Annotated in this window: 18 protein-coding genes, 1 tRNA gene and 2 riboswitches; of the genes, 5 read left to right on the top strand and 14 right to left on the bottom strand. The window is 63.3% G+C overall.

Annotation, left to right across the window (positions count from 1 at the left end; genetic code table 11):
* Nucleotides 1-19: 19 nt before the first annotated feature.
* The 5 genes from ACS3WB_RS00190 to ACS3WB_RS00170 all read right to left on the bottom strand — a co-directional run bounded on the left by ACS3WB_RS00190 (nt 20) and on the right by ACS3WB_RS00170 (nt 2,753).
* Nucleotides 20-586 (bottom strand): hypothetical protein, encoded by a 567-nt coding sequence (locus tag ACS3WB_RS00190; RefSeq protein WP_438273609.1) that lies wholly within the window; start codon nt 584-586, stop codon nt 20-22.
* 40 nt (nt 587-626) lie between these two features.
* Nucleotides 627-700: transfer RNA gene (locus ACS3WB_RS00185), tRNA-Gly, on the bottom strand.
* A gap of 99 nt (nt 701-799) precedes the next feature.
* The gene (crcB, locus tag ACS3WB_RS00180) at nt 800-1,180 is read right to left on the bottom strand and encodes a fluoride efflux transporter CrcB (RefSeq protein WP_438273608.1); all 381 of its coding nucleotides are present in this window, start codon (nt 1,178-1,180) and stop codon (nt 800-802) included.
* Nucleotides 1,181-1,274: 94 nt separating this feature from the next.
* Nucleotides 1,275-1,481, bottom strand: coding sequence for a hypothetical protein (locus ACS3WB_RS00175; RefSeq protein WP_438273607.1), 207 nt, complete (start codon nt 1,479-1,481; stop codon nt 1,275-1,277).
* A gap of 56 nt (nt 1,482-1,537) precedes the next feature.
* Nucleotides 1,538-1,598, bottom strand: a riboswitch (Fluoride riboswitch).
* 48 nt (nt 1,599-1,646) lie between these two features.
* The gene (locus tag ACS3WB_RS00170; protein ID WP_438273606.1) at nt 1,647-2,753 is read right to left on the bottom strand and encodes a 2'-deoxycytidine 5'-triphosphate deaminase; all 1,107 of its coding nucleotides are present in this window, start codon (nt 2,751-2,753) and stop codon (nt 1,647-1,649) included.
* A 121-nt stretch (nt 2,754-2,874) separates the two neighbouring features.
* Nucleotides 2,875-2,954: riboswitch (SAM riboswitch) on the top strand.
* 70 nt (nt 2,955-3,024) lie between these two features.
* Between ACS3WB_RS00170 and ACS3WB_RS00165 the strand changes: the two genes are divergently transcribed.
* Complete coding sequence (locus tag ACS3WB_RS00165; protein ID WP_438273605.1) at nt 3,025-4,218, top strand: O-succinylhomoserine sulfhydrylase; 1,194 nt, start codon at nt 3,025-3,027, stop codon at nt 4,216-4,218.
* Nucleotides 4,219-4,368: 150 nt separating this feature from the next.
* Here ACS3WB_RS00165 and ACS3WB_RS00160 read toward each other — a convergent pair whose 3' ends face one another.
* The 3 genes from ACS3WB_RS00160 to ACS3WB_RS00150 are packed head-to-tail and all read right to left on the bottom strand — an operon-like array spanning nt 4,369 to nt 7,351.
* Nucleotides 4,369-5,349, bottom strand: a complete 981-nt coding sequence (locus ACS3WB_RS00160; protein WP_438273604.1) for an SGNH/GDSL hydrolase family protein — start codon at nt 5,347-5,349, stop codon at nt 4,369-4,371.
* The gene (locus ACS3WB_RS00155) at nt 5,346-6,107 is read right to left on the bottom strand and encodes an SGNH/GDSL hydrolase family protein (protein ID WP_438273603.1); all 762 of its coding nucleotides are present in this window, start codon (nt 6,105-6,107) and stop codon (nt 5,346-5,348) included. Before ACS3WB_RS00155 ends, ACS3WB_RS00160 begins: the two co-directional genes overlap by 4 nt.
* Nucleotides 6,104-7,351 (bottom strand): OpgC family protein, encoded by a 1,248-nt coding sequence (locus tag ACS3WB_RS00150; RefSeq protein ID WP_438273602.1) that lies wholly within the window; start codon nt 7,349-7,351, stop codon nt 6,104-6,106. Before ACS3WB_RS00150 ends, ACS3WB_RS00155 begins: the two co-directional genes overlap by 4 nt.
* Before the next feature lie 384 nt (nt 7,352-7,735).
* On the opposite strand from ACS3WB_RS00150, the gene apaG reads away from it, so the two are divergent.
* On the top strand, nt 7,736-8,131 hold the full coding sequence (apaG, locus tag ACS3WB_RS00145; protein WP_438273601.1) for a Co2+/Mg2+ efflux protein ApaG: 396 nt from the start codon (nt 7,736-7,738) through the stop codon (nt 8,129-8,131).
* Nucleotides 8,132-8,244: 113 nt separating this feature from the next.
* On the opposite strand, the gene ACS3WB_RS00140 is transcribed toward apaG, so the two are convergent.
* The 5 genes from ACS3WB_RS00140 to ACS3WB_RS00120 form a co-directional block, all read right to left on the bottom strand.
* Complete coding sequence (locus ACS3WB_RS00140) at nt 8,245-9,249, bottom strand: Hsp33 family molecular chaperone (protein ID WP_438273600.1); 1,005 nt, start codon at nt 9,247-9,249, stop codon at nt 8,245-8,247.
* 220 nt (nt 9,250-9,469) lie between these two features.
* On the bottom strand, nt 9,470-9,979 hold the full coding sequence (locus ACS3WB_RS00135; RefSeq protein WP_438273599.1) for an OsmC family protein: 510 nt from the start codon (nt 9,977-9,979) through the stop codon (nt 9,470-9,472).
* 58 nt (nt 9,980-10,037) lie between these two features.
* A complete protein-coding gene (locus tag ACS3WB_RS00130) occupies nt 10,038-10,823 on the bottom strand; it encodes an ABC transporter ATP-binding protein (protein WP_438273598.1) in 786 nt (261 codons plus the stop codon).
* A complete protein-coding gene (locus ACS3WB_RS00125) occupies nt 10,823-11,662 on the bottom strand; it encodes an ABC transporter permease (RefSeq protein ID WP_438274006.1) in 840 nt (279 codons plus the stop codon). Before ACS3WB_RS00125 ends, ACS3WB_RS00130 begins: the two co-directional genes overlap by 1 nt.
* Before the next feature lie 95 nt (nt 11,663-11,757).
* Nucleotides 11,758-12,732 carry an aliphatic sulfonate ABC transporter substrate-binding protein gene (locus ACS3WB_RS00120; RefSeq protein ID WP_438273597.1) on the bottom strand — a complete coding sequence of 325 codons (975 nt, stop codon included), beginning with the start codon at nt 12,730-12,732 and terminating at the stop codon, nt 11,758-11,760.
* A gap of 224 nt (nt 12,733-12,956) precedes the next feature.
* Here ACS3WB_RS00120 and ACS3WB_RS00115 point away from each other — a divergent pair, with 224 nt between their 5' ends.
* The 3 genes from ACS3WB_RS00115 to ACS3WB_RS00105 all read left to right on the top strand — a co-directional run bounded on the left by ACS3WB_RS00115 (nt 12,957) and on the right by ACS3WB_RS00105 (nt 19,505).
* On the top strand, nt 12,957-15,752 hold the full coding sequence (locus ACS3WB_RS00115; RefSeq protein WP_438273596.1) for a [protein-PII] uridylyltransferase: 2,796 nt from the start codon (nt 12,957-12,959) through the stop codon (nt 15,750-15,752).
* 127 nt (nt 15,753-15,879) lie between these two features.
* The gene (locus ACS3WB_RS00110; protein WP_438273595.1) at nt 15,880-17,103 is read left to right on the top strand and encodes an ABC transporter substrate-binding protein; all 1,224 of its coding nucleotides are present in this window, start codon (nt 15,880-15,882) and stop codon (nt 17,101-17,103) included.
* 209 nt (nt 17,104-17,312) lie between these two features.
* Nucleotides 17,313-19,505: a transglycosylase domain-containing protein gene (locus tag ACS3WB_RS00105; RefSeq protein ID WP_438274005.1), complete on the top strand. Its 2,193-nt coding sequence runs from the start codon at nt 17,313-17,315 to the stop codon at nt 19,503-19,505.
* Between the two features lie 263 nt (nt 19,506-19,768).
* Here the strand turns inward: ACS3WB_RS00105 and ACS3WB_RS00100 are convergent, their stop codons facing one another.
* Nucleotides 19,769-20,605: a M48 family metallopeptidase gene (locus tag ACS3WB_RS00100; protein ID WP_438273594.1), complete on the bottom strand. Its 837-nt coding sequence runs from the start codon at nt 20,603-20,605 to the stop codon at nt 19,769-19,771.
* Between the last annotated feature and the right edge of the window lie 40 nt (nt 20,606-20,645).

Here is a 20,645-nt window from a genome sequence, read left to right as displayed (position 1 = left end):
CACGCCCGGACGTGCGTGCTCAGGTCGATTGCGTGCGCCGTCGCAACGCCATCGCAAGGCAGATGGCGACGCCGGCCTGCCACACCGGATAGAGCGTCGACACCAGGTCGAGGCTGAGCGCGTTGTCGAGCGCGAGTAGCGCGCCGGCGCTGGTGCCGGTCACCAGCATCGGCAGCCACGCCAGCGGATCGCGCGGGCTGGCCGGCAGCAAGCTGACGCCGAGCGCCAGAGTGCCGGAGCCGACGAAACCCCCGGCGAGACCGGACAACACATTTCTTACGGCGCTTTCGGAAACCGAAATCCGCCCGTCGATCCAGACCGCAACGCCGACTGCCCAGACGAAGGCGATCACAGCCACCACGCCCCCTGCCAGCGCCGCCCACCGTGGATTGTCCGAGCCGATCTGGATCAGAACGAGGACGAGGATCGCGAAGGGTACGGCCAGAAGCGCTATTCGCAGGTCTGCCGGCGCGCCGTTGATGTGGTCGATCATCGGTTGAATCAGCGGCGTCAGTATCCCTGTTCCGGCGCCCGCGGCGCCGGTCTTCAGGAGTCCGTCACGGCTGCGGTCATGCGGCGCGGCCATCCCGTCAAGAGCCCTCCTGATCCACCTCAAAGAGCGATGATGGAGCGGGCGAAGGGAATCGAACCCTCGTATGCAGCTTGGGAAGCTGCCGTTCTACCATTGAACTACGCCCGCCTATTGCTTCTCGTCCTCTGATGTAGCCGAGACGGAGCGGTCCGCCAAGACGGTTAGTCCAGCCCGTGAACATGGCGGCGGGGAGACGGCGGTAATATTTTAAAGCAGCCGCACGATCTGGATGCCTGCGATCAGCGCGCTGATGGAGAGTACGACGGAGCCGATCATGTAAGCGCTGGCCGCCGCCCACTCGCCGCGCTCGAACAAATAGAAGAAATCGAGCGAGAACGTGGAGAAAGTGGTGTAGCCGCCGCAAATACCGACCGTGAGGAAGATGCGCACCGCCGGGGGCAGATTCCATCGCGTCGCGAACAGGCCGGCGAACAGGCCGATCAGGAGCGATCCGGTGATATTGATGAATAGGGTGCCCCACGGAAACTTTGGACCCAGCAGCCGCCCGAAGCCGATGCTGACGAGATAGCGGGCCACCGATCCAAGCGACCCGCCGGCCGCGACGGCCAGAATAGACGTCCAGTTCAATGTCGGCCTCCATGGGGCGTTTTCGAGCGAGGCGAATAGCGGTTCGCGTGAAGAAAACGCGTCGAATCAAAATCAAGGCTTGCTTCTGACTTCATCACAAGCGGTGCTCCGGCGGCGATTGGATCATGCGGCCGAGAGCGCCGATCACCGCCAGCGGCACCAGCAGGAGCACCGCCAGCGATACCAGCAGAGAATCTATCGGGACCATGTCGGAATCCGTCAGGTATGCGATCGCGACCGCAATCCAGCAGACGCCGATGCCCCATAACGAGACTGACAGCGAATTCGGCAGTCTGGTCATAAGCGCCCTTTCTCGGGCGCTGCGGGGGAAGGAAACAGCTCCTACCGACGCGCAAGCGCCCGGTAGGAGTCATCAGCCTTGCGGCGGTTATCGGGGGACTCCATCCCCATCGATCTCAGCCATGCTAGCCGGATCGGCGAGCCGGTCAAGTCCGAAGGTCCATTGTCATACGCGGAAATGCTTCGACAGCTTGAGGCCCTGGGCCTGATAGTTGGAGCCGATGCGCTGGCCGTACATCGCGTCGGGCCGCGCCAGCATTTTTTCATAAACCAGACGGCCGACGATCTGGCCATGCTCGAGAATGAACGGCACCTCGCGCGAGCGCACCTCCAGCACCGCGCGCGAGCCCTGGCCGCCCGCGCCCGCATAACCGAATCCGGGATCGAAAAAGCCGGCGTAATGCACACGGAACTCGCCGACCAGCGGATCGAACGGAACCATTTCGGCGGCGTAATCGGGCGGTACCTGCACCGCTTCCTTTGATGCGAGAATGTAGAACTCGCCGGGATCGAGGATGAGACTGCGATCCGGCCGCGCCGCGATCGGCTCCCAGAATTCGCCAACCGCATAGCCGCCGCGGCGATCGATATCGACCACGCCGGTATGGCGCTTGGCGCGATAGCCGACAAAACCGCCGCCGTTCTCGCCCGAGAGATCGACACTGAGCGCGACCCCGTTGGCGCAGTCGGCATGCTCGACATCGACCAGCCGTTCGCTCGCATGCAAGGCGTCGAGTTCGTCGGCCTCGAGAATGGCGTCGCCGGTGCGGAAGCGGACCTGAGACAGCCGTGAGCCTTCACGCAGCAGCACAGGAAACGTCTTGGGGCTGATCTCCGCATAGAGAGGGCCGTGATAGCCGGCGCCGATCATGTCGAAGCGCCGTGTGCCGTCGGCGATCACGCGCGTGAACACGTCGAGCCGTCCGGTCGAACTTTTCGGATTGGCCGAAGCGATGATCTCCGGCGGCAGGGCAAGGCTTTCAAGCAGCGGCACGATGTAGACGCAGTTGGTCTCCAGCACCGCGCCATCGGAGAGATCGATTTCGTGCAGCTTCAATTCGTCGATGCGTTCGGCGACGGTCGCATCCGGTCCCGGCAGAAAGCTGGCGCGCACCCGGTAGGCGGTGGCGCCGAGCCGAAGGTCCAGACTAGCCGGCTGGATCTGGCTTTCGACGAAGGGATACTCGGGAAGGATCAGCCCTGCATCCGCCATCGCCGCGATCATGCGGTCGGGCAGGATGCCGTTGGCGTCCGGCGGGAGCGTGAATGACACGATGTCGTCCTTGCGGCGTGGGCGATATCGACCCGGGAGCAGGCTTTGATCCGTTATCCGACGGGCGCAACGCGAATGTCAATTCGTTGGCTTGACGGACAGGACGTGCCGGACTAGGCATGAGGCGTTCCGTGGTGATTTGAGCCGGCCGGCTTGCAGCCACGTTAAATAAGTCGCTAAACAGGCCGGGGACAATGTGATCCCGGCCTGTGGATTTTTTCCAGGCCGGTTTTTTGTGGCCGTTTTTCATGGCGGCCGCGCAGGAGGTCACATGTCGCAGTCTTCACCCACCGCCCGATATCGCCCAGAGACCCGGCTGGTTCATTCCGGGACATTGCGCTCGCAGTTTGCCGAGACGTCCGAGGCGCTGTTTCTGACGCAGGGCTATGTCTACGACACCGCCGAGCAGTGCGAGGCGCGGTTCAAGGGCGACGACCCCGGCTTCATCTACTCGCGCTACTCCAATCCGACCGTCGCCATGTTCGAGCAGCGCATGGCCGAGCTTGAAGGCGCGGAGGCCGCGCGCGCCACCGCCACGGGCATGGCGGCGGTGACGACCGCGATGCTCGCCCCGCTGAAGGCAGGCGACCACGTCGTCGCGGCCAAGGCGCTGTTCGGCTCCTGCCGCTACGTGGTCGAGGACCTGCTGCCGCGCTACGGCATCGAGTCGACGCTGGTCGATGGCCTCGATCTCGATCAGTGGCGCAAGGCGATGCGGCCAAACACCAAAAGCTGCTTCATCGAAAGCCCCACCAACCCGACGCTCGACGTGCTCGACATCGGCGGCATCGCCGACATCGCGCATCAGGCCGGCGCGCGGCTGGTCGTGGACAACGTGTTCGCGACGCCTATCTGGCAAAGCCCGCTGGCGCTCGGCGCCGACGTCGTGGTGTATTCGGCGACCAAGCACATCGACGGTCAGGGACGCACGCTCGGCGGCGTCATCCTGGCGTCGAACGCCTTCGTTCAGGATCACCTGCAGACCTTCATCCGCCAGACCGGACCGTCGATCTCGCCGTTCAACGCCTGGGTGTTACTGAAAGGGCTTGAAACGCTGGGCGTCCGCGTGCGCCAGCAGACCGAAAGCGCGGCGGCGATCGCGGATGCGCTGGCGTCGCACCCCAAAGTGTCCCGCCTCATCTATCCCGGCCGGCCCGACCATCCGCAGGCGGCGCTGGTGAAGAAGCAGATGCGCGCCGGATCGACGCTGATCGGCTTCGAGGTCAAGGGCGGCAAGGCGGGCGCCTTCCGCTGCCTCAACGCGCTGAAGCTCGCGCGCATCTCGAACAATCTCGGCGACGCCAAGAGTCTTGTGACCCATCCGGCGACCACCACCCACCAGCGGCTGGCGCCCGAGGTCCGCGCCAGCCTGGGCATCGGCGAAGGCTTCATCCGCTATTCAGTCGGTCTCGAACACAAGGACGACCTGATCGAGGACCTCGTCGCCGCGCTGGAGACCGTGTGAATCCTGAGGTCGTTCGGATACGGCTACTTTCGCTCGGCTCGTCATGTCCGGCACTCGGGTCCGGCTTCGCCGGCCCGAGCACAGGCCGCTCGTCCCGGCCAAGGACGAACGCCGATTCTCGGCCAAATCCTCAGAACCTGCGGTGCAATCTCACAACGGCCGATTGACCGCCGTGGCCGCTGGCAGCCTGACGCCGGCCTGCATCTGGTCCACCGACCTGATGATGTCGTCGCCGAGCAACTGGGCGAAACAGGCATAGCCCCAGTCGTTCATGTGCAGGCCGTCCTTGTTCACGAAGGCGTCGAATGGCAGCGACTGCCGGTCGTGCCAGTCGCGCATGACCTCGAAGCGCGGGAAAATCCCGACGTGCCTGACGTGCGCGACCTTGCTCAGCAGACTGACTATCCTGCCGGCATTCTCGCCCCTCGCATTGACGGCGGGGGCGTATTGCGGATCAACCAGAACAAGATCGGCACCGGAGGCCTGAATGGTCGCGACACCGTCTTCGACGGTTTTCACCGTGCTTGCGGGATCGAGATTGCGCAGCACCGCGTTGGTGCCGACCTGCCAGATCACCATGTCCGGCTTGGCGTCGATCACTTCCGATCGCAGCCGCTTTATCATCTCGGGAGCGTCCTCGCCGCCCTTGCCGCGATTGATCACGGTGATGGCTGCCGCCGGATATTTGCGATGCAACTGGGCCGCCAGCCGATTCGGGTAATTGAATTCGGGCGAGGTCGCACCAAAGCCCTGCGTCGACGACGAGCCGAAGGCGACGATGACGACCGGCTTGTTGGCGGCAAGCTTGGCCGCGACATGCGGCAGCGACCCCATCGATTGCGAGACGCCCTTCGGCGGCAGGCAGGGGACGCGGTTGAAGATGTCGCGGACGCGGGCGGCAACCGCCTTTGCCTTGTCGATCGGGGTTTCGGTCAGGGTCTGCGTCGGCGCGCCGGAGGCCGCCCCAGCGCCGCTCGACGGCGGTGGGGAAAGGCCGGCGCTGCCCATCGGCAATGCCGCCGCATTCGCCGGTGCAGTTTGCGCAACCACGCCCGAGGTCGATACGCCTATCAACATGATCGCCAGCATGGCCGCACCAGCGTTGCTGGAGAAGCGACCGCGGCTCGTCATTGGCGGGTCCCGCGTTCGGCGGCGTCGATATGGGCCGTATTGATGATGAATGTCGACAAGGCGCGGCCGAGGCAATCGTGAACACGCTTGGCCTGGTCGACGCCGCGCACCGGGCTGAACAGATCGAATTTGCCGGTCTCGTTCCATTGGTTCATGATCGCGAACCGGTCGAACAGCGGAACGTCGTGCTGCTGCGCCACCACCCGCATATTGTCGATGTAGGAGGTCGGCGAAACCATGGTTTCGGTACGCGGGCTGTATTGCATATTCATCAGCACAACGTCGGCCCCCGCATTTTGCAACGCAGTAACGCCCTGGTCGATGGCATCGTGAAAACTGTCGACATCGACAGATCGGATAGCATCGACCGTGCCGGTCTGCCATACCACCAAGGTCGGCTTTTTTGTCTGTACCAGCTTGCCAAGGCCGGGGACGACATCTTCGGCGGTTTTCCGGGGCGACAGTTCCACGGAAACGGATACGACGATTCCGGGTAATTTCTCGCGGAGCGCAGCCTGCAGCTTGGCGGGATAGGCGTCGTTTTCCGCTCCGGAAATGGTTGAGGAACGGCTGCCCACAACCAGAATATCGAGCGGACCGCCGGTCTTGACCGCCGAAGCGACCCGCGACAGCGTGCTTTCGCTGGTCAGCAGATAGGCCGCGACGCTGCAACTTTTTGGCGGGTCATCGGCACGCGCGAGAGCAGTGGCCGACAAACCGGCCACCACGAACAAGACCGACATCCAGCCGGCCCTCATGCTCCTCCTCCCGCCAGATCAGCGTCGCCGTCAGCGGTCCTGGTACGGCTCCCGCTCTTGCCGGCTACCTTTTTGTACCACGAAAATACCCATGCGGCTGCGGACATGATCAGGATTCCGCAAACACTGATAATGAAGTGCATTCCGGCACCGCCGGACAACTCCGCGAGAATGAACTGTCCGGCGAATGCCAGGAAGACGCCGATGCAGAAAATCTCCAGCGAGTGCTGACCGCACAGGATCATCGGCCGCAGCCATGGCGAGGTCAGCCCCGGCCAATCCCTCGGCAGGAAGCGGACGGTAAGCGCGGCGAGCGCCAGGAAATGGGCGATGCGAAGCACGTCGAGGTTGGTCTTGTCGATGGGATACATCCACTGCTCGACGATGCGCGGCATGAAATAGTTGAGCTGTGGCACATGCCAGGTCAGCGTGGTGTAGAAGGCGAACAGCAGATAGGCGACGCAAACCCACAGCGTGACCGGCCAGCGGATGATGCGCGACGTCCGCTTCGCGCCTCCGAGCGCGCACCACGCCCCGAACACGAACAGCAGTTGCCAGGCGAAGGGATTGAAGAACCAGACCCCGTTGGGATACGCCGGCAGGGCCAGATCGAACCACCAAGTGAGCGCATAAAGGCCCACCGACAGCGCCAGCGCCAGGTCTGCCTTGCGCTGCATCAGCGCCAGCATCGGCGGGAAGAAAAGCATCAGCGCGATATAGAGCGGCAGCACGTCCATGTTGACGGGCCTGAACTTCAGCAGCATCGCCTGCACGATCGTGACGTCGGGCTGCTTGAGGAAATCGAGAATGCCCATTTCCTCCGTGTAAAGCGGGTTCTCGAAGCGGCTCGCGACATAGGAAATTTCCGCGAGAAAGATCGTGAACAGGAAGATATGCGCCACATAGATCTGCCAGACGCGCTTGAGAATGCGCGCGGCGGCGACGACGAAGCCACGCTGCAGCATGACGCGCCCGTAGACGAACGCCGCCGTATAACCCGAGATGAAGATGAAAATCTCGGTGGCGTCGCTGAAGCCGTAATTGCGGATGGTGAGCCAGGTCAGAAGGTTCTGCGGCAGATGGTCGATGAAGATCAGCCAGAGCGCCAGCCCGCGGAACAGATCGAGCCGCAGCTCGCGTTCGGCGGGCGCGGTCGGACTCGAAATGGCCGGTGCTTCGCGCCTGGCGCCATCGGCCGCCACCTTGGCGCGGGCTCCGACAACCTGATCGGCAACCGACGGCATGCGCACTGTTTCGAAACGTCTCGATCGCTCCCGACCGAGACTGATTTACGGGACGACAGCTTCACGCTAACGGTGACAAAAAAGCAATATTGCGGCCGGAATTCTGGCCCGGAACTGCACGGTTTCACAACTAAGTGGGGGCTGGTTCCTGGGCCTGTTTTCGCTATGATCGCTCCGGACGCCTTGAGCCTTCCGCTTCCGACGAAGCAGGCCGCTATGTGTTTGGTTTGATGCATTTTCTTAATGCGAAGACGCGCTTGCGCGTATTCCGCAAAGGTGGATGCCGGTTTTGCGATCGGAATACGCGCAAGTTATAAGTTGAGGGCATTTTCTTCCCGCCAGCCGGATTTCACTTAGCCGGAAAATGCTCTAGAGAGAGTCGAGATGTACCGCGCAGTTACCCGCCAGATCGAAGTCACCGTGGAGCCGAACTTCATGCCGGAGCGATCGTCGGCTGAGCGAGGCCATTTTTTCTGGTCCTACACCGTGGTCATCACCAATGCCGGGTCGGATACGGTCCAGTTGCGCACGCGGCACTGGATCATCACCGATGCCTCCGGGCGGAAGCAGGAAGTCCGCGGCGAGGGTGTGGTCGGCGAGCAGCCGGTGCTCGCGCCGGGCGAGCGCTTCGAATACACCAGCGGTGTTCCGCTGCCGACCGCCAACGGCTTCATGAGCGGCCGCTATCAGATGATCTCGATCCGGAGCGGCGAGCCGTTCGAAATCGATGTCCCCACCTTTTCGCTCGACAGCCCCGACAGCAAGCGCGTGCTGAATTAGAGCGGTTTCGAGCGAAGTGGATGCCGGTTCGCGTGAAGAAAACGCGTCCAATCAAAATCATAGAGTCCGGTTCTGATTCCACCAGAAGCGGAAAGCCTCTGAGCCGGGAGCCTCTATTCCACGCCGGCTTCCTCAGGCGTGAATTCATATACCGAACTGCAGAACTCGCAGGTCACCGCGACCTTGCCGTCCTGCACCATCCCGGAGCGGTCCTGCGGCGCGAAGCTCTTCAGCATCGCCGCCACGGCGTCGCGCGAGCAGGAACATTGCGCGTGCAGTGCCTGCGAAGGAAACACCCTGACCCCGCGCTCATGAAACAGCCGGTACAGCAGGCGTTCGCCCGATAAATCAGGATCGATCAGTTCGATATCTTCGACGGTTGCGATCAGCGACTGGCCCTCGACCCAGGCATCGTCCTCCGCCACGGTATGCACCGCGCTGCCTTCAGGGGCGTCGCCGGGATCGAGATCGGCCTGACGCGCGCGCTCCGGCGCCTTGGGCAGGAATTGCAGCAGCATGCCGCCGCCGCGCCAGCCGCGTTTCGGACCATTGCCGTCCCTGCGCCACTCCTCGCCGACCGCGAGGCGGACCCGCGTCGGTATCTGTTCCGAGCGCAGGAAATATTCATGCGCGGCATCTTCGAGGCTGCCGCCTTCCAGCGCCACCAAGCCCTGATAGCGGCTCATGTCCGGCCCCTGATCGATGGTCATGGCGAGATGACCGCGCCCCAGCAGCGCGCCTGAATCTACCGCGTCGCCAAGCCGTGTTTTATCGAAACGGGCATAGGCCCGCAGCCGCGCCGGCGCCCGGAAGTCGACGATCAGGAACGATACCGGTCCGTCGGTCTGGGTCTGCAGGATGAAGCGGCCCTCGAACTTGAGCGAGGAGCCGAGCAGCGTCGTCAGCACGATCGCCTCGCCGAGCAGCTTGGCGACCGGCGCGGGGTAGTCGTGACGGGCCAGCAACTCGTCGAGCGCTGGTCCGAGCCGCGTCAGCCGTCCGCGCAGGTCGAGAGCGCTCACCTCGAACGGAATCACGGCATCGTCGACCGGAACGGCGGAGGGCGCGCGCACCGGGGTTTCAGGCGAAATGGCGGAGGCGGATGGTTGTGAGGTCATGCCGCTTTATCTGGGGTCGGCGGTGCAGGATCGAAACCCCTCGAAAAGCCGGTTTCGGCATGCTGCGCCCGCATTCCACTCCGGTATCGAATCTCTAATATTGTTCTCGAGGGAGTGGAAACCGGTCCGCGTGAAGAAAACGCGTCGAATCAAAATCATAGAGCCCCGCTTCTGATTTCCTCAGAAGCCACAACGCTCCAGAACCCGCGCAGGGGGCGCTTCACATCCTTTTCATCTCGACAGACACTTTCGGTCCATTTTTGATGGTCTGATAGACGACGCAATAGCGCTCGGTCAGCTTGAGAAGGAGATCGAGCTTGTCCTGCGGTGCATCGGTCTCGACATCGAACCGCAGGCGGATCGATTCGAAGCCGACGGGCGTTTCCTTGTCGACGCCGAGCGTGCCGCGAAAATCGAGATCGCCCTCGGCGCTGACGTGGCCGGATTTCAACGGCACTTCGATCGCGGTCGCGACCGACTTCAGCGTGACGCCGGCGCAGGCGACCAGCGCCTCCAGCAGCATGTCGCCGGAGCATAGTTCGAGGCCGGAGCCGCCGGTGGCCGGATGAAGCCCCGCGACCGCAAGCGCGCGCCCTGTCTCCACCTTGCAGGCGATGCCTTCGTTCTCGATCGAACCTTTGGCCTTCAGCGTGATCAGCGCTGACTTCGGGTCGCTCTTGTATCGCTCCTTGATCGGGGCCTGCGTGGCGCGAAGCTCGGCGGCGTCCATCAACCTCTCTCCTTTTCCTCAACTCATTCAGGGCAATTGTAGCCACGGCGTGCCGGGTTCACCACCACAGTGCATCGCCGGTCTCGGCAGCCGCCGTCGGATCGGGCGCGGCCTGGTCGAGCGAGCGATCGAGTGCGGTTAGGATGCGCCGCTTGGTGGTCTCGAACAGTTCCGAATTGCGGTCGCGTGGACGCGCCAGGCTGATCTCGGTCTGTTCGAACAGCCGCCCCGGCCGCGGCCGCATCACCACCACCCGGTCAGCCAGCACCACCGCCTCGTCAACATCGTGGGTCACGAGCACCAAAGTCGGGCGCGTCTCCGACCAGAGATCGAGCAGGTGATCCTGTAGATCGCGCCGCGTAAAGGCGTCGAGCGCTGAGAACGGCTCATCGAGCAGAAGCACTTCGGGCCGCACTACCAGCGCCCGCGCGATCGCGACGCGCTGTGCCTGTCCGCCCGACAGTTCGCGAGGCCACGCCTTAGCCTTGTCGGACAGGCCGACCTTGGCGAGCGCGGCGGTGACGCGGTCGCGGCGCTCGGACGATGGCACGTCGGAGAGACCGAAGCCGATATTGTCGGCGACGCTCAACCACGGCAGCAGCCGCGGCTCCTGGAAGATGATGCCGACCTTCGGATGCGGCGCGGTGAGGGCTTCGCCGTCGAGGGTGATGGTGCCGTAGCTGGCGCGGTCGAGGCCGGCGACGGCGCGCAGCAGCGTCGATTTTCCGCAGCCGGAGCCGCCGATCACGGCGACGATCTCGCCGAGCCTGATCTCGATCGAAAACCGCTCAAGCGCGTTGACGCCGTTGGGATAAGTCTTGCCGACGCGGTCGAGCACCAGCATCAGAACGCCCCGCGGCTCGGCGCGAACGCGTCCTGCCAGCGCAGGAACGGCATCGCCGCGATCTCGATCAGCCAGTCGGTAGTCTTGCCGAGGATCGCGAAGATCACGATGGCGGCGAGTATCTGCGCCGGCTTGCCGAGCTGCTGGCCGTCGATCAGGAGATAGCCGAGCCCTTCGGACGCACCCATGAATTCCGCCGCCACCACGAACATCCAGCCGAGACCGAGGCCGACGCGCAACGACACCACATAGGCCGGCAGCACCGCAGGCAGCAGAATGCGCCGGATCATCGCCGGCCCGCTGAGACGAAAGGTGCGGCCGACCTCGACGATCTTGCGGTCGACGGACAGAATTGCGCCCATGACGCCCAGATAGATCGGGAAAAACACGCCGACGGCGATCAGGGCGACCTTGGACAGTTCGAAAATGCCGAGCCACAGGATGAACAGCGGCACCCAGGCGATCGAGGGAATGGCGCGCAGCGCCTGGATGGTCGGATCGAGCAGTTGTCGGGCCAACCCCCAATAGCCAGAGATCGCGCCCAGCACGGTGCCGGCCGCAACGCCGAGCGCGAATCCGGCGCCGACGCGCTCGAGCGTGGTCGCCATGTGGCGGAACAGTTCGCCGCTGCGGGCGAGTTCGTCGATGGTTGAAATCACCGTCGACGGCGGCGGCACCAGTCGTCCGTTGGACCAGCCGGCGGCCACCGCCCATTCCCACGCGACGGCTGCGGTAAGTGGCAGCAGCAGACCGAGCGCCGGCCGAGTCCAGCGCCGCCACCGCGCCGCCGACGGCGGCGCGAGCGACTGTGTACTCTCGACGGGGGTGTCCAGCATCATCGTCATTGCCAAACCCTGTCCGGCCGCTGATTGCAAGACCGAAAAACGGCGAGGCCCGGCAGGCCGGTTCTCGCCGCTCCGGACGAGCCGACCGGTCAGTTGGCCGGCAGCGGGATCTGATCGTCGATCAGATTGTCGAGTGCAGCTTTGACGTCGACCTTGGCGTCGAGGACTCCAGCCTGCTGAAGCGCCAGGCCGGCGGCGAGAATGCTGTCGCGTTGGGCCTTGCCGATCTTGCCGTTCGAGATGTCGGTGCGCTCGCGCAACTGCTTCTCGACCACGTCTTTCGGCAGCTTGGTGGCGGCGATGAAGCTCGCTTCCAGTTCCTCCGGATGGGCCACCGCATATTTGCGCGCGGTCTCATAGACGGCCAGCACGCGCTGGGTGATTTCGGGATACTTCTTCAGGAACTCTTCCCGCACGTTGAGGATACCGTAGGTGTTGGCGTCGGCATCGCGGTAGAACAGCCGCGCGCCGTCCTGCAGCTCCGCCTGCGCCATCATCGGATCGAGTCCGGCCCAGGCTTCGACGTCGCCGCGGATCAACGCGGTCTTGCCGTCCGGATGCTGCAACAGCACCGGCACGATGTCCTTTTCGGACATGCCGAACTTCTGCAGCGCCCGCACGAGGAAGATATGCGGATCGGTGCCGCGCGTGACCGCGACGCGCTTGCCCTTGAGGTCGGTCACCGTCTTGATCGCCGTGTCCTTGCGGGTGACGAGCGCCGTCCATTCCGGTTTCGAATAGACATAGATGGATTTGAGCGGATTGCCGTTGATCCTTGCCACCAGCGCCGCAGAGCCGGCGGTGGAGCCGAAATCGATCGAGCCGGCGTTCAGAAATTCGAGCGCCTTGTTGGAACCGAGGGTCTGGACCCAGCGCACGGCGATGCCGTCCTTGGCGAATTCCTTTTCAACCAGGCCCTTGTCCTTCATCAGCATCGACACCGGATTGTAAGTCGCCCAGTCGATATGAATTTCTTTCGGCGCGTCAGCGGCGAACGCCGCCGCGGGCAAAAGCGCGGCTGCGGCGATGGCGGCGAGCACGGCGCGTCGTGCGGGCTTGAACATGATAATGTCTCCTGGGAGGTTGAAACTGCGAGCCGTTCGGCCGGGCGAAAAAGCCATCTTATGTCAAATAGTTGTAAACCTCAGTCAACGAGAAAATAGATTTTTCGGATGCTTTGGCCGGAGCAGATCATTGCTCAAAGCCGGGAGTGCGAAGCATGGACCCACCGTGTGCGGCCGACAATCTCCGGTGACAGCCCGCGTGGCGTCCGTTATCCGGGTAGGCGATGGACATCGTGACGACAAATGAGGCGGCGGGAGCCGCCGACGGCTTCGATACCGCCAGGATCACCGGCGACATCGACGCGCTGGCCGAGAAGCATGCCGGACACGAGGATGCCATCCGCTCCGCGGTATCCAGGTTGTTGAAGGCGGAATTCGCTAGGGTGCTCGATGCGGCGCAGGCGAAGCTTTTGCGTGATCGTCACGGGCGGCGCTGCGCCGAACGGCTTTGCTTCGTCCAGGATGAAATCATTCGCCTCGCGTTTTCGGCCGCGACGCGCCACCTCTATCATTCCCCGATCCCTTCCGACGGCGAGCGCATGGCCGTGGTTGCGACCGGCGGATACGGTCGCGGCCTGATGGCGCCAGAGTCCGATCTCGATCTGCTGTTCATTCTTCCTTACAAGCAGACCGCGTGGGGGGAACAGGTCGCAGAGGCGATCCTGTATTGCCTGTGGGACATGGGGCTGAACGTCGGTCACGCGACGCGATCGGTGAGTGAATCGATCCGGCAGGCGCGGGGTGACATGACCATTCGCACCGGCATCTTGGAGACCCGGTTCCTCGCCGGCGACCGGGCGCTTTACGACGAACTGGTCACCCGTTTCGACAAGGAAGTGGTGCAGGGAACGGCGGCGGAATTCGTCACCGCCAAACTCGCCGAGCGCGAGGAGCGTCATCGCCGCGCCGGCCAGTCGCGCTATCTGGTCGAGCCCAACGTCAAGGACGGCAAGGGGGGACTGCGCGACCTGCACACGCTGTTCTGGATCGCGAAGTATGTCTACCGGGTCCACGAAAGCCACGAATTGCTGGAGTGCGGCGTGTTCGATGTCCGCGAGTACCGGACCTTCCGCCGCTGCGCCGACTTCTTATGGTCGGTGCGCTGCAACCTGCACTTCGCCACCGGCAGGGCCGAGGAACGGCTGTCGTTCGACCTGCAACGCGAAATCGCGGTGCGGCTTGGATACACCTCTCATCCCGGGATGCAGGATGTCGAGCGCTTCATGAAGCACTACTTCCTGACCGCCAAGGATGTCGGCGACCTCACCGCCATCCTTTGCGCGAAGCTCGAGGACCAGCAGGCCAAGCCGGCGCCGGTTCTCGGCCGCATATTGTCGGGACGGAAACCCGGCACGGAACTGCGCCGGGTGCCGGACGACGATGACTTCATCATCGACAACAACCGTATCAATCTCGCCGCGCCGGACGTCTTCAAGCGCGATCCCGTCAACCTGATCCGCATGTTCCGTCTCGCGCAGAAGAACAACCTGGCGTTTCATCCGGACGCCTTGCGAACGGTCACGCGGTCAAGACGGCTGATAAATGCGCAGCTTCGCGAGAACCCGGAAGCCAACCGGCTGTTCATCGACATCCTGACGTCGAACGATGCGGAGACCGTGCTGCGCCGGATGAACGAGACCGGCGTGCTCGGTCATTTTATCCGCGCTTTCGGCAGAATCGTCTCGATGATGCAGTTCAACATGTACCACCACTACACGGTGGACGAGCATCTGATCCGCTGCATCGGCATCCTTCAGGACATCGAGCGCGGCGGCAATGACGAAGTCGCCCTCGCCAGCGAATTGATGCGCAAGATCCGTCCGGAACACCGGCCCGTCATCTACATCGCAACCCTGCTTCACGACGTCGCAAAAGGCCGGCCCGAGGATCATTCGATCGCGGGCGCCAGGGTGGCGCGCCGGTTGTGCCCCCGCCTCGGTTTCAACGCTGCCGACACGGAACTTGTCGCCTGGCTGATCGAGCAGCATCTGACTATGTCCAAAGTGGCCCAGTCACGCGATCTGTCCGACCGCAAGACCATCGAGAATTTCGCCGCCGTGGTGCAGTCGGTCGAGCAGATGAAGCTCCTGACGATCCTGACCACCGCGGACATCCGCGGCGTTGGTCCGGGCGTCTGGAACGGCTGGAAGGCGCAACTGTTGCGTACACTTTATTATGAGACGGAGCCGGTGCTGACCGGCGGCTTTTCCGAGGTCAATCGCGTCCAGCGTATCGCGGCGGCTCAGGCGGAGTTTCGCGCCGCCTTCACCGAATGGTCCGAGCAGGAGCTCAACGCTTATATCGCGCGGCACTATCCGGCCTACTGGCTGAAGGTCGATCTCGCGCACAAGATCAAGCATGCGCGTTTCCTGCGCGCCAGCGAGCAGACCGGGCGGAAGCTGAACATAAATGTCGGCTTTGATGAAGCGCGGGGCGTCACCGAACTCACGATCCTTGCCAATGACCATCCCTGGCTGTTGTCGATCATCGCCGGAGCGTGCGCGTCCGCCGGCGCCAACATCGTCGATGCGCAGATCTATACGACCACCGATGGGCGAGCGCTCGACACCATCGCGATCTCCCGCGAATACGACCGCGACGAGGACGAGGGACGCCGCGCCGCCCGGATCGGCGAGATCATCGAGCAGGTACTCGAAGGCCGGCTGCGCCTGCCAGACGTGGTTGCACGCCGCGTCGCCGGAAAGGCCAAGTTGCGGCCGTTCGTGGTCGAGCCGGCTGTCACGGTCAACAACCAGTGGTCGGATCGTCATACGATGATCGAGGTTTCCGGACTGGACCGTCCCGGTCTGCTGTTCCATCTTACTACGGCGATTTCGAAGCTCGACCTCAACATCGCGTCCGCCCACGTGGCGACATTCGGCGAGCGCGCCCGCGACGTGTTCTATGTCACCGATCTTCTCGGGGCCCGGATCACCGCCCCGACGCGACAGGCCGCGATCAAGCGGGCTCTGATTCATCTGCTCGCCTCCGGCAATGCGGCGGACCCGTCCGCCGCCTGAGGTTCCACGCTTCCCGCAGGCCCGCCTTGCAATGCGCTTGACCTTCATTCAGGTTTGAGCCGACGCTTGATTCGACCGGACCATGGACACGATCATGCATCTGGTGAGCACGATCATAAGCAATGCAATGAAAAACCGTGTGGTGAGTTGGGTCGCGACGGCAGCCATGGCTGTCGCGCTCTCGGCCTCGCAGGCCTCCGCTCAGAAAAAATACGGTCCCGGCGTCACCGACACCGAAATCAAGATCGGTCAGACCGTTCCGTTCAGTGGGCCGATCTCGGCTTATGCCACCATCGGCAAGGTGCAGGCCGCCTATATGAGGATGGTTAACGACGAAGGCGGCGTTAACGGACGCAAGATCAGGCTGATCCAGTATGACGATGCCTACAGCCCACCGAAGACCGTCGAACAGGTCCGCAAGCTGGTCGAGAGCGACGAGGTGCTGCTGACCTTTCAACTCATCGGAACGCCGCCCAATGCCGCCGTTCAGAAATATCTGAACGTGAAGAAAGTGCCGCAGCTCTTCGCCGCCACGGGAGCCACGCGCTTCAGCGATCCGAAGAAATATCCATGGACCATCGGCTTCAACCCCAGTTACTTCGTCGAAGGACGGATCTACGGCCAGTACATCCTGAAGGATCATCCGGATGCCAGGATCGGCGTACTCTACCAGAACGACGATGTCGGCAAGGACTATCTCAAGGGGCTGAAATCGGGGCTGGGCGCCAAGGCCTCGAAGATGATCGTCGCCGAAGCGGCCTATGAGGTGTCCGATCCCACCGTCGATTCGCAGATCCTCAAGCTGCGGTCTGCCGGCGCCACGCTTCTGTTCAGCGCCGCGACGCCGAAGCAGGCGGCCCAGGCGATCAGGAAGACCTTCGAGATCGGCTGGAAGCCGGTGCATATCCTCGACATCAACGCAACCTCGGTGGGTGCGGTGTTGCAGCCGGCGGGCCTGGAGGCTTCAAAAGGCATCATCAGCACCAACTACGGCAAGGACCCGCTCGATCCGCAGTGGAAGGACGACCCGGGCATGAAGAAGTACTTCGCCTTCATGGCGAAGTACTATCCGGAGGGCGACGAGAACTCGAACTTCAATTCCTATGGTTACAGCACGGCGCAACTGCTGGTGCGGGTGCTGAAGCAGTGCGGTGACGATCTCACGCGCGCGAATGTCATGAATCAGGCCGCCAACCTGAAGGACGTCAGCCTCGACCTGTTGCTGCCCGACATCAGGATCAACACGGCGCCGGACGACTATCGCGTCAACAAGCAGATGCAGATGATGCGCTTCAACGGCCAGCGCTGGGAACTGTTTGGACCTGTCATTTCCGACGATGCGAGCGGTTAGCGCATGATTCCGAAAAGGGGCAACCGGTTTTCGGATAATGAAACTTTTCAACGCGTCATGGCAGGGCGTCAATCGAACCTCATCCCGCTCTCGCGCCGTAAGGCGGACTTGCGCCGTTCCCTTCTCTAATCTTACGTTAACTTTACGGTAACCGCCCCTTAAACCCCGACCGCTAGCGTGCCGCGGAAAAGGCATGGGCGTTGTTGCGTATGGGATGGGGACGAAAAAAGCGCGGCGGACGCAAGGAGCCGGTCTTCAGCGGATTTGCCGCTTCGCTTGCGGAGTTGCGCCTCAATCCGCTCGATCGCATCACGGTTGCCGACGACGCGCCGGCCAAACGCGCGACGCCGCGCAAGGCGGGGCAGGGTGGCAGCGGGTCACACAAGCCGTCGCCTGATCGGAGCGGCAAAGACCGGACGAAGAAGCGCCGGCGCGTTCGTCTGTCCCGCGTGTTCTATTGGGGCGCCGTGCTTTCTTTATGGGCGGCCATCGCCATGGTCGGCGTGGTGGTTTATGTCGGCGCCCATCTGCCGCCGATCCAGTCGCTTGAAATTCCGAAACGCCCGCCGACCATCCAGATCGTCGGCGCGGACGGCAGCGTGCTGGCGACGCGCGGGGAAATGGCCGGCAGCAACGTTTCGCTCAAGGACCTGCCGCCCTATCTGCCCAACGCCTTCATCGCGATCGAAGACCGCCGGTTCTATTCGCATTACGGGGTCGATCCGCTCGGCATCCTGCGCGCGGCTGTTGCCAACGTCATGCATCGGGGCGTGTCGCAGGGCGGTTCGACCTTGACCCAGCAACTTGCGAAAAACCTGTTCCTGACCCAGGAACGCACGCTCGAGCGAAAGCTTCAGGAGGTCGAACTCGCGCTCTGGCTGGAGCGCAAGCACACCAAGGCGCAGATCCTCGAACTTTATCTCAACCGCGTCTACTTCGGCTCCGGTGCTTATGGCGTCGAGGCGGCTGCGCAGAAATATTTCGGCAAGCCGGCGAAGGACGTCACGCTCGCCGAGGCCGCCATGCTGGCCGGTCTGGTCAAGTCGCCGTCGCGGCTCGCACCCGACCGCAATCCGGAAGGCGCCGAGGCTCGCGCAAAGGTCGTGCTCGCGGCGATGGCGGACGCCCATTTCATCACCGCGCAGCAGGCGCAGGCCGCCGGAACCCGTCCGTCCTATGCCGTGAAACCGGCCAGCGCCGGCACGATCAATTATGTCGCCGACTGGGTCGGCGAGGTGCTCGACGATCTTGTCGGCCAGGTCGACCAGAGCATCGTGGTCGAAACCACCATCGATCCGAAACTGCAGAGCGCGGCGGAAGCCGCCGTGATCGACGAACTGGCCGCGAAAAGCGTCAAGTTCAATGTCAGTCAGGGCGCCTTGGTGGCGATGACGCCCGACGGGGCGGTGCGCGCCATGGTCGGCGGCCGCAACTACGCCGACAGCCAGTTCAATCGCGCGGTGACGGCGAAGCGCCAGCCCGGTTCCGCGTTCAAGCCGTTCGTCTATCTCACCGCGATCGAGGCCGGACTGACGCCCGAGACGATCCGGCAGGACGCGCCGCTCGACGTCAAGGGATGGCGCCCGGAGAATTACAGTCACGAATATTTCGGCGCGGTGACGCTGACACAGGCGCTTGCGATGTCGCTGAACACCGTTGCGGTCCGGCTCGGACTGGAGGTCGGGGCCGCGAATGTGGTCCGAACAGCGCACCGGCTCGGCATCACCTCGAAACTGGAATCCAACGCCTCGATCGCGCTCGGCACCTCCGAGGTTTCGCCGCTGGAACTGGTCGGCGCCTATGCGCCGTTCGCCAACGGGGGCTATGCGGCCAACGCCCACATCGTCGATCGCATCCGCACCGTCGAGGGAAACAAGCTGCTCTACGCGCGCTCGCAGGACGCGCCGGATCGTGTGGTCGATCCGCGCGCGGTCGCCATGATGAACACCATGATGGAGCAGACGATCATCAGCGGCACCGCGCGCAAGGCCGAGATTCCCGGATGGACCGCCGCCGGCAAGACCGGCACCAGCCAGGATTTTCGCGATGCGTGGTTCGTCGGCTACACGGCGAAGCTCGTGACTGGGGTCTGGCTCGGCAACGACGACAACACGCCGACCCGCAAGGCTACCGGCGGCGGCTTGCCGGTGGAGATCTGGACGCGCTTCATGCGCGCCGCGCATCAGGGTTTGCGGCCTGAGCCGATCCCCGGCACGCAGCGCGGCCTGCTTCCGGACATCGCGCAGCTTGGCCGGCAGGTCGTCGCGCCGCCGACGCCTGTCCCCGCTGCGGCTCCGGTGCCGGTCGGCAACCGACCTCAGCCGATGCGTTCCGATGTCCGGCCGGAAGCTGCAAGCGGACTCGACGGCTGGCTCGTCGACCGGCTTTTCGGCGGGCGGTAAATCAATAACTGCCGCTGTCCTCCGGATACCGCGTTGGCGACGATCCGGAAACCACAGTCAGTCTCCATTGTGGTTATGGAGTCCAGGTTCGACGCCTTCAGGCGACGTCTCGGAATGACAAAAAGGAAACAAAAAGGAAGGTGAGCGGACTGCGACGAGCCCGCTATAGCGTTTTAGCGAAGCGGATACCCGTTCGCGGGAAGAAAACGCGTCAAACAACAATCTAGAGCTTCGCTTCCGATTCAATCGGAACCGAAAATGCTCTAGTCCTGAATGCCGTAGCGATGGAGATCGTTGCCTTCGGCGTCGAGCCACCGTTTGGCCCGCTCGACATGATTGCAGATGCGGGCCACCACCTTCCAGAACCGCGGCGAATGATTCATCTCAACGAGATGGGCGACTTCGTGAGCGGCGAGATAGTCCAGCACGAACGGCGGCGCCAGGATGAGGCGCCATGAGAACGACAGCGATCCCGATGATGTGCAGGATCCCCAGCGGCTCGACTGATCGCGGATCGAAAGCCGCTTCACCTTGACGTCCAGCATGTCGGCATAGCGTTGCGCGGCCTTTTGCAGGTCGCGCCGCGCTTCGCGTTTGAGAAAATCGTGCACGCGCCGGTCGAGATGTTCGAACCCGCCGGCCACGCAAAGAATCCTTTCGCCGCTGTCGCGCGTTTCGGTCCACACCGTGCCACGCTCGCCGGCGCGATGCACGATCCGGTGAGCGACGCCGCGCAGCGGAATGATCGCGCCGTGGTGGAACGGCGCCGCCTTCGGCAGCCGCCCGAGGCGCGCCGCGATCCATCCGCCATGGCGCTGCGCAAAGTCCTTGGCCTCCGCGAGTGTTCCCCGCGGCGGCATGGTAAGGATCGCTTCGCGATCGCTCGGATGGATTCGCAACGTATAGCGGCGAGCGCGGCGATGGCGGCGTAAGCGCACTGAATAAATCTGGGAGCCGTGCTTGACGAGAAGCCGGGACGGTTCAGCGGGGCGTCGATAGAGGAGTGCGCGGGCCATTTCAGCAAATCCGGGGGCGGGGGTAGCGGCCGGACTTTGCCATAACCGACGCCAGTCAAATCGCTCGGCGCAAAAACAAATCATTTGCCCAATATACAGCGGGTTTTCTAATGGGACCCCCTAT

This window comes from Nitrobacter sp., assembly GCF_051535215.1.
Classification (GTDB): domain Bacteria; phylum Pseudomonadota; class Alphaproteobacteria; order Rhizobiales; family Xanthobacteraceae; genus Nitrobacter.
The sequence above is the reverse complement of the archived record's forward strand: the minus strand, read 5'-3'. Positions and strand labels throughout refer to the sequence as shown.

Excerpts from the sequence above, each read along its gene's own strand:
- ACS3WB_RS00190 (WP_438273609.1), bottom strand. The coding sequence starts at position 586 with ATGGCCGCGCCGCATGACCGCAGCCGTGACGGACTCCTGAAGACCGGC.
- ACS3WB_RS00175 (WP_438273607.1), bottom strand. The coding sequence starts at position 1,481 with ATGACCAGACTGCCGAATTCGCTGTCAGTCTCGTTATGGGGCATCGGC.
- ACS3WB_RS00165 (WP_438273605.1), top strand. The coding sequence starts at position 3,025 with ATGTCGCAGTCTTCACCCACCGCCCGATATCGCCCAGAGACCCGGCTG.
- ACS3WB_RS00160 (WP_438273604.1), bottom strand. The coding sequence starts at position 5,349 with ATGACGAGCCGCGGTCGCTTCTCCAGCAACGCTGGTGCGGCCATGCTG.
- ACS3WB_RS00155 (WP_438273603.1), bottom strand. The coding sequence starts at position 6,107 with ATGAGGGCCGGCTGGATGTCGGTCTTGTTCGTGGTGGCCGGTTTGTCG.
- ACS3WB_RS00150 (WP_438273602.1), bottom strand. The coding sequence starts at position 7,351 with ATGCCGTCGGTTGCCGATCAGGTTGTCGGAGCCCGCGCCAAGGTGGCG.
- apaG (WP_438273601.1), top strand. The coding sequence starts at position 7,736 with ATGTACCGCGCAGTTACCCGCCAGATCGAAGTCACCGTGGAGCCGAAC.
- ACS3WB_RS00140 (WP_438273600.1), bottom strand. The coding sequence starts at position 9,249 with ATGACCTCACAACCATCCGCCTCCGCCATTTCGCCTGAAACCCCGGTG.
- ACS3WB_RS00135 (WP_438273599.1), bottom strand. The coding sequence starts at position 9,979 with ATGGACGCCGCCGAGCTTCGCGCCACGCAGGCCCCGATCAAGGAGCGA.
- ACS3WB_RS00130 (WP_438273598.1), bottom strand. The coding sequence starts at position 10,823 with ATGCTGGTGCTCGACCGCGTCGGCAAGACTTATCCCAACGGCGTCAAC.
- ACS3WB_RS00125 (WP_438274006.1), bottom strand. The coding sequence starts at position 11,662 with ATGATGCTGGACACCCCCGTCGAGAGTACACAGTCGCTCGCGCCGCCG.
- ACS3WB_RS00120 (WP_438273597.1), bottom strand. The coding sequence starts at position 12,732 with ATGTTCAAGCCCGCACGACGCGCCGTGCTCGCCGCCATCGCCGCAGCC.
- ACS3WB_RS00115 (WP_438273596.1), top strand. The coding sequence starts at position 12,957 with ATGGACATCGTGACGACAAATGAGGCGGCGGGAGCCGCCGACGGCTTC.
- ACS3WB_RS00110 (WP_438273595.1), top strand. The coding sequence starts at position 15,880 with ATGAAAAACCGTGTGGTGAGTTGGGTCGCGACGGCAGCCATGGCTGTC.
- ACS3WB_RS00105 (WP_438274005.1), top strand. The coding sequence starts at position 17,313 with ATGGGATGGGGACGAAAAAAGCGCGGCGGACGCAAGGAGCCGGTCTTC.
- ACS3WB_RS00100 (WP_438273594.1), bottom strand. The coding sequence starts at position 20,605 with ATGATTTGTTTTTGCGCCGAGCGATTTGACTGGCGTCGGTTATGGCAA.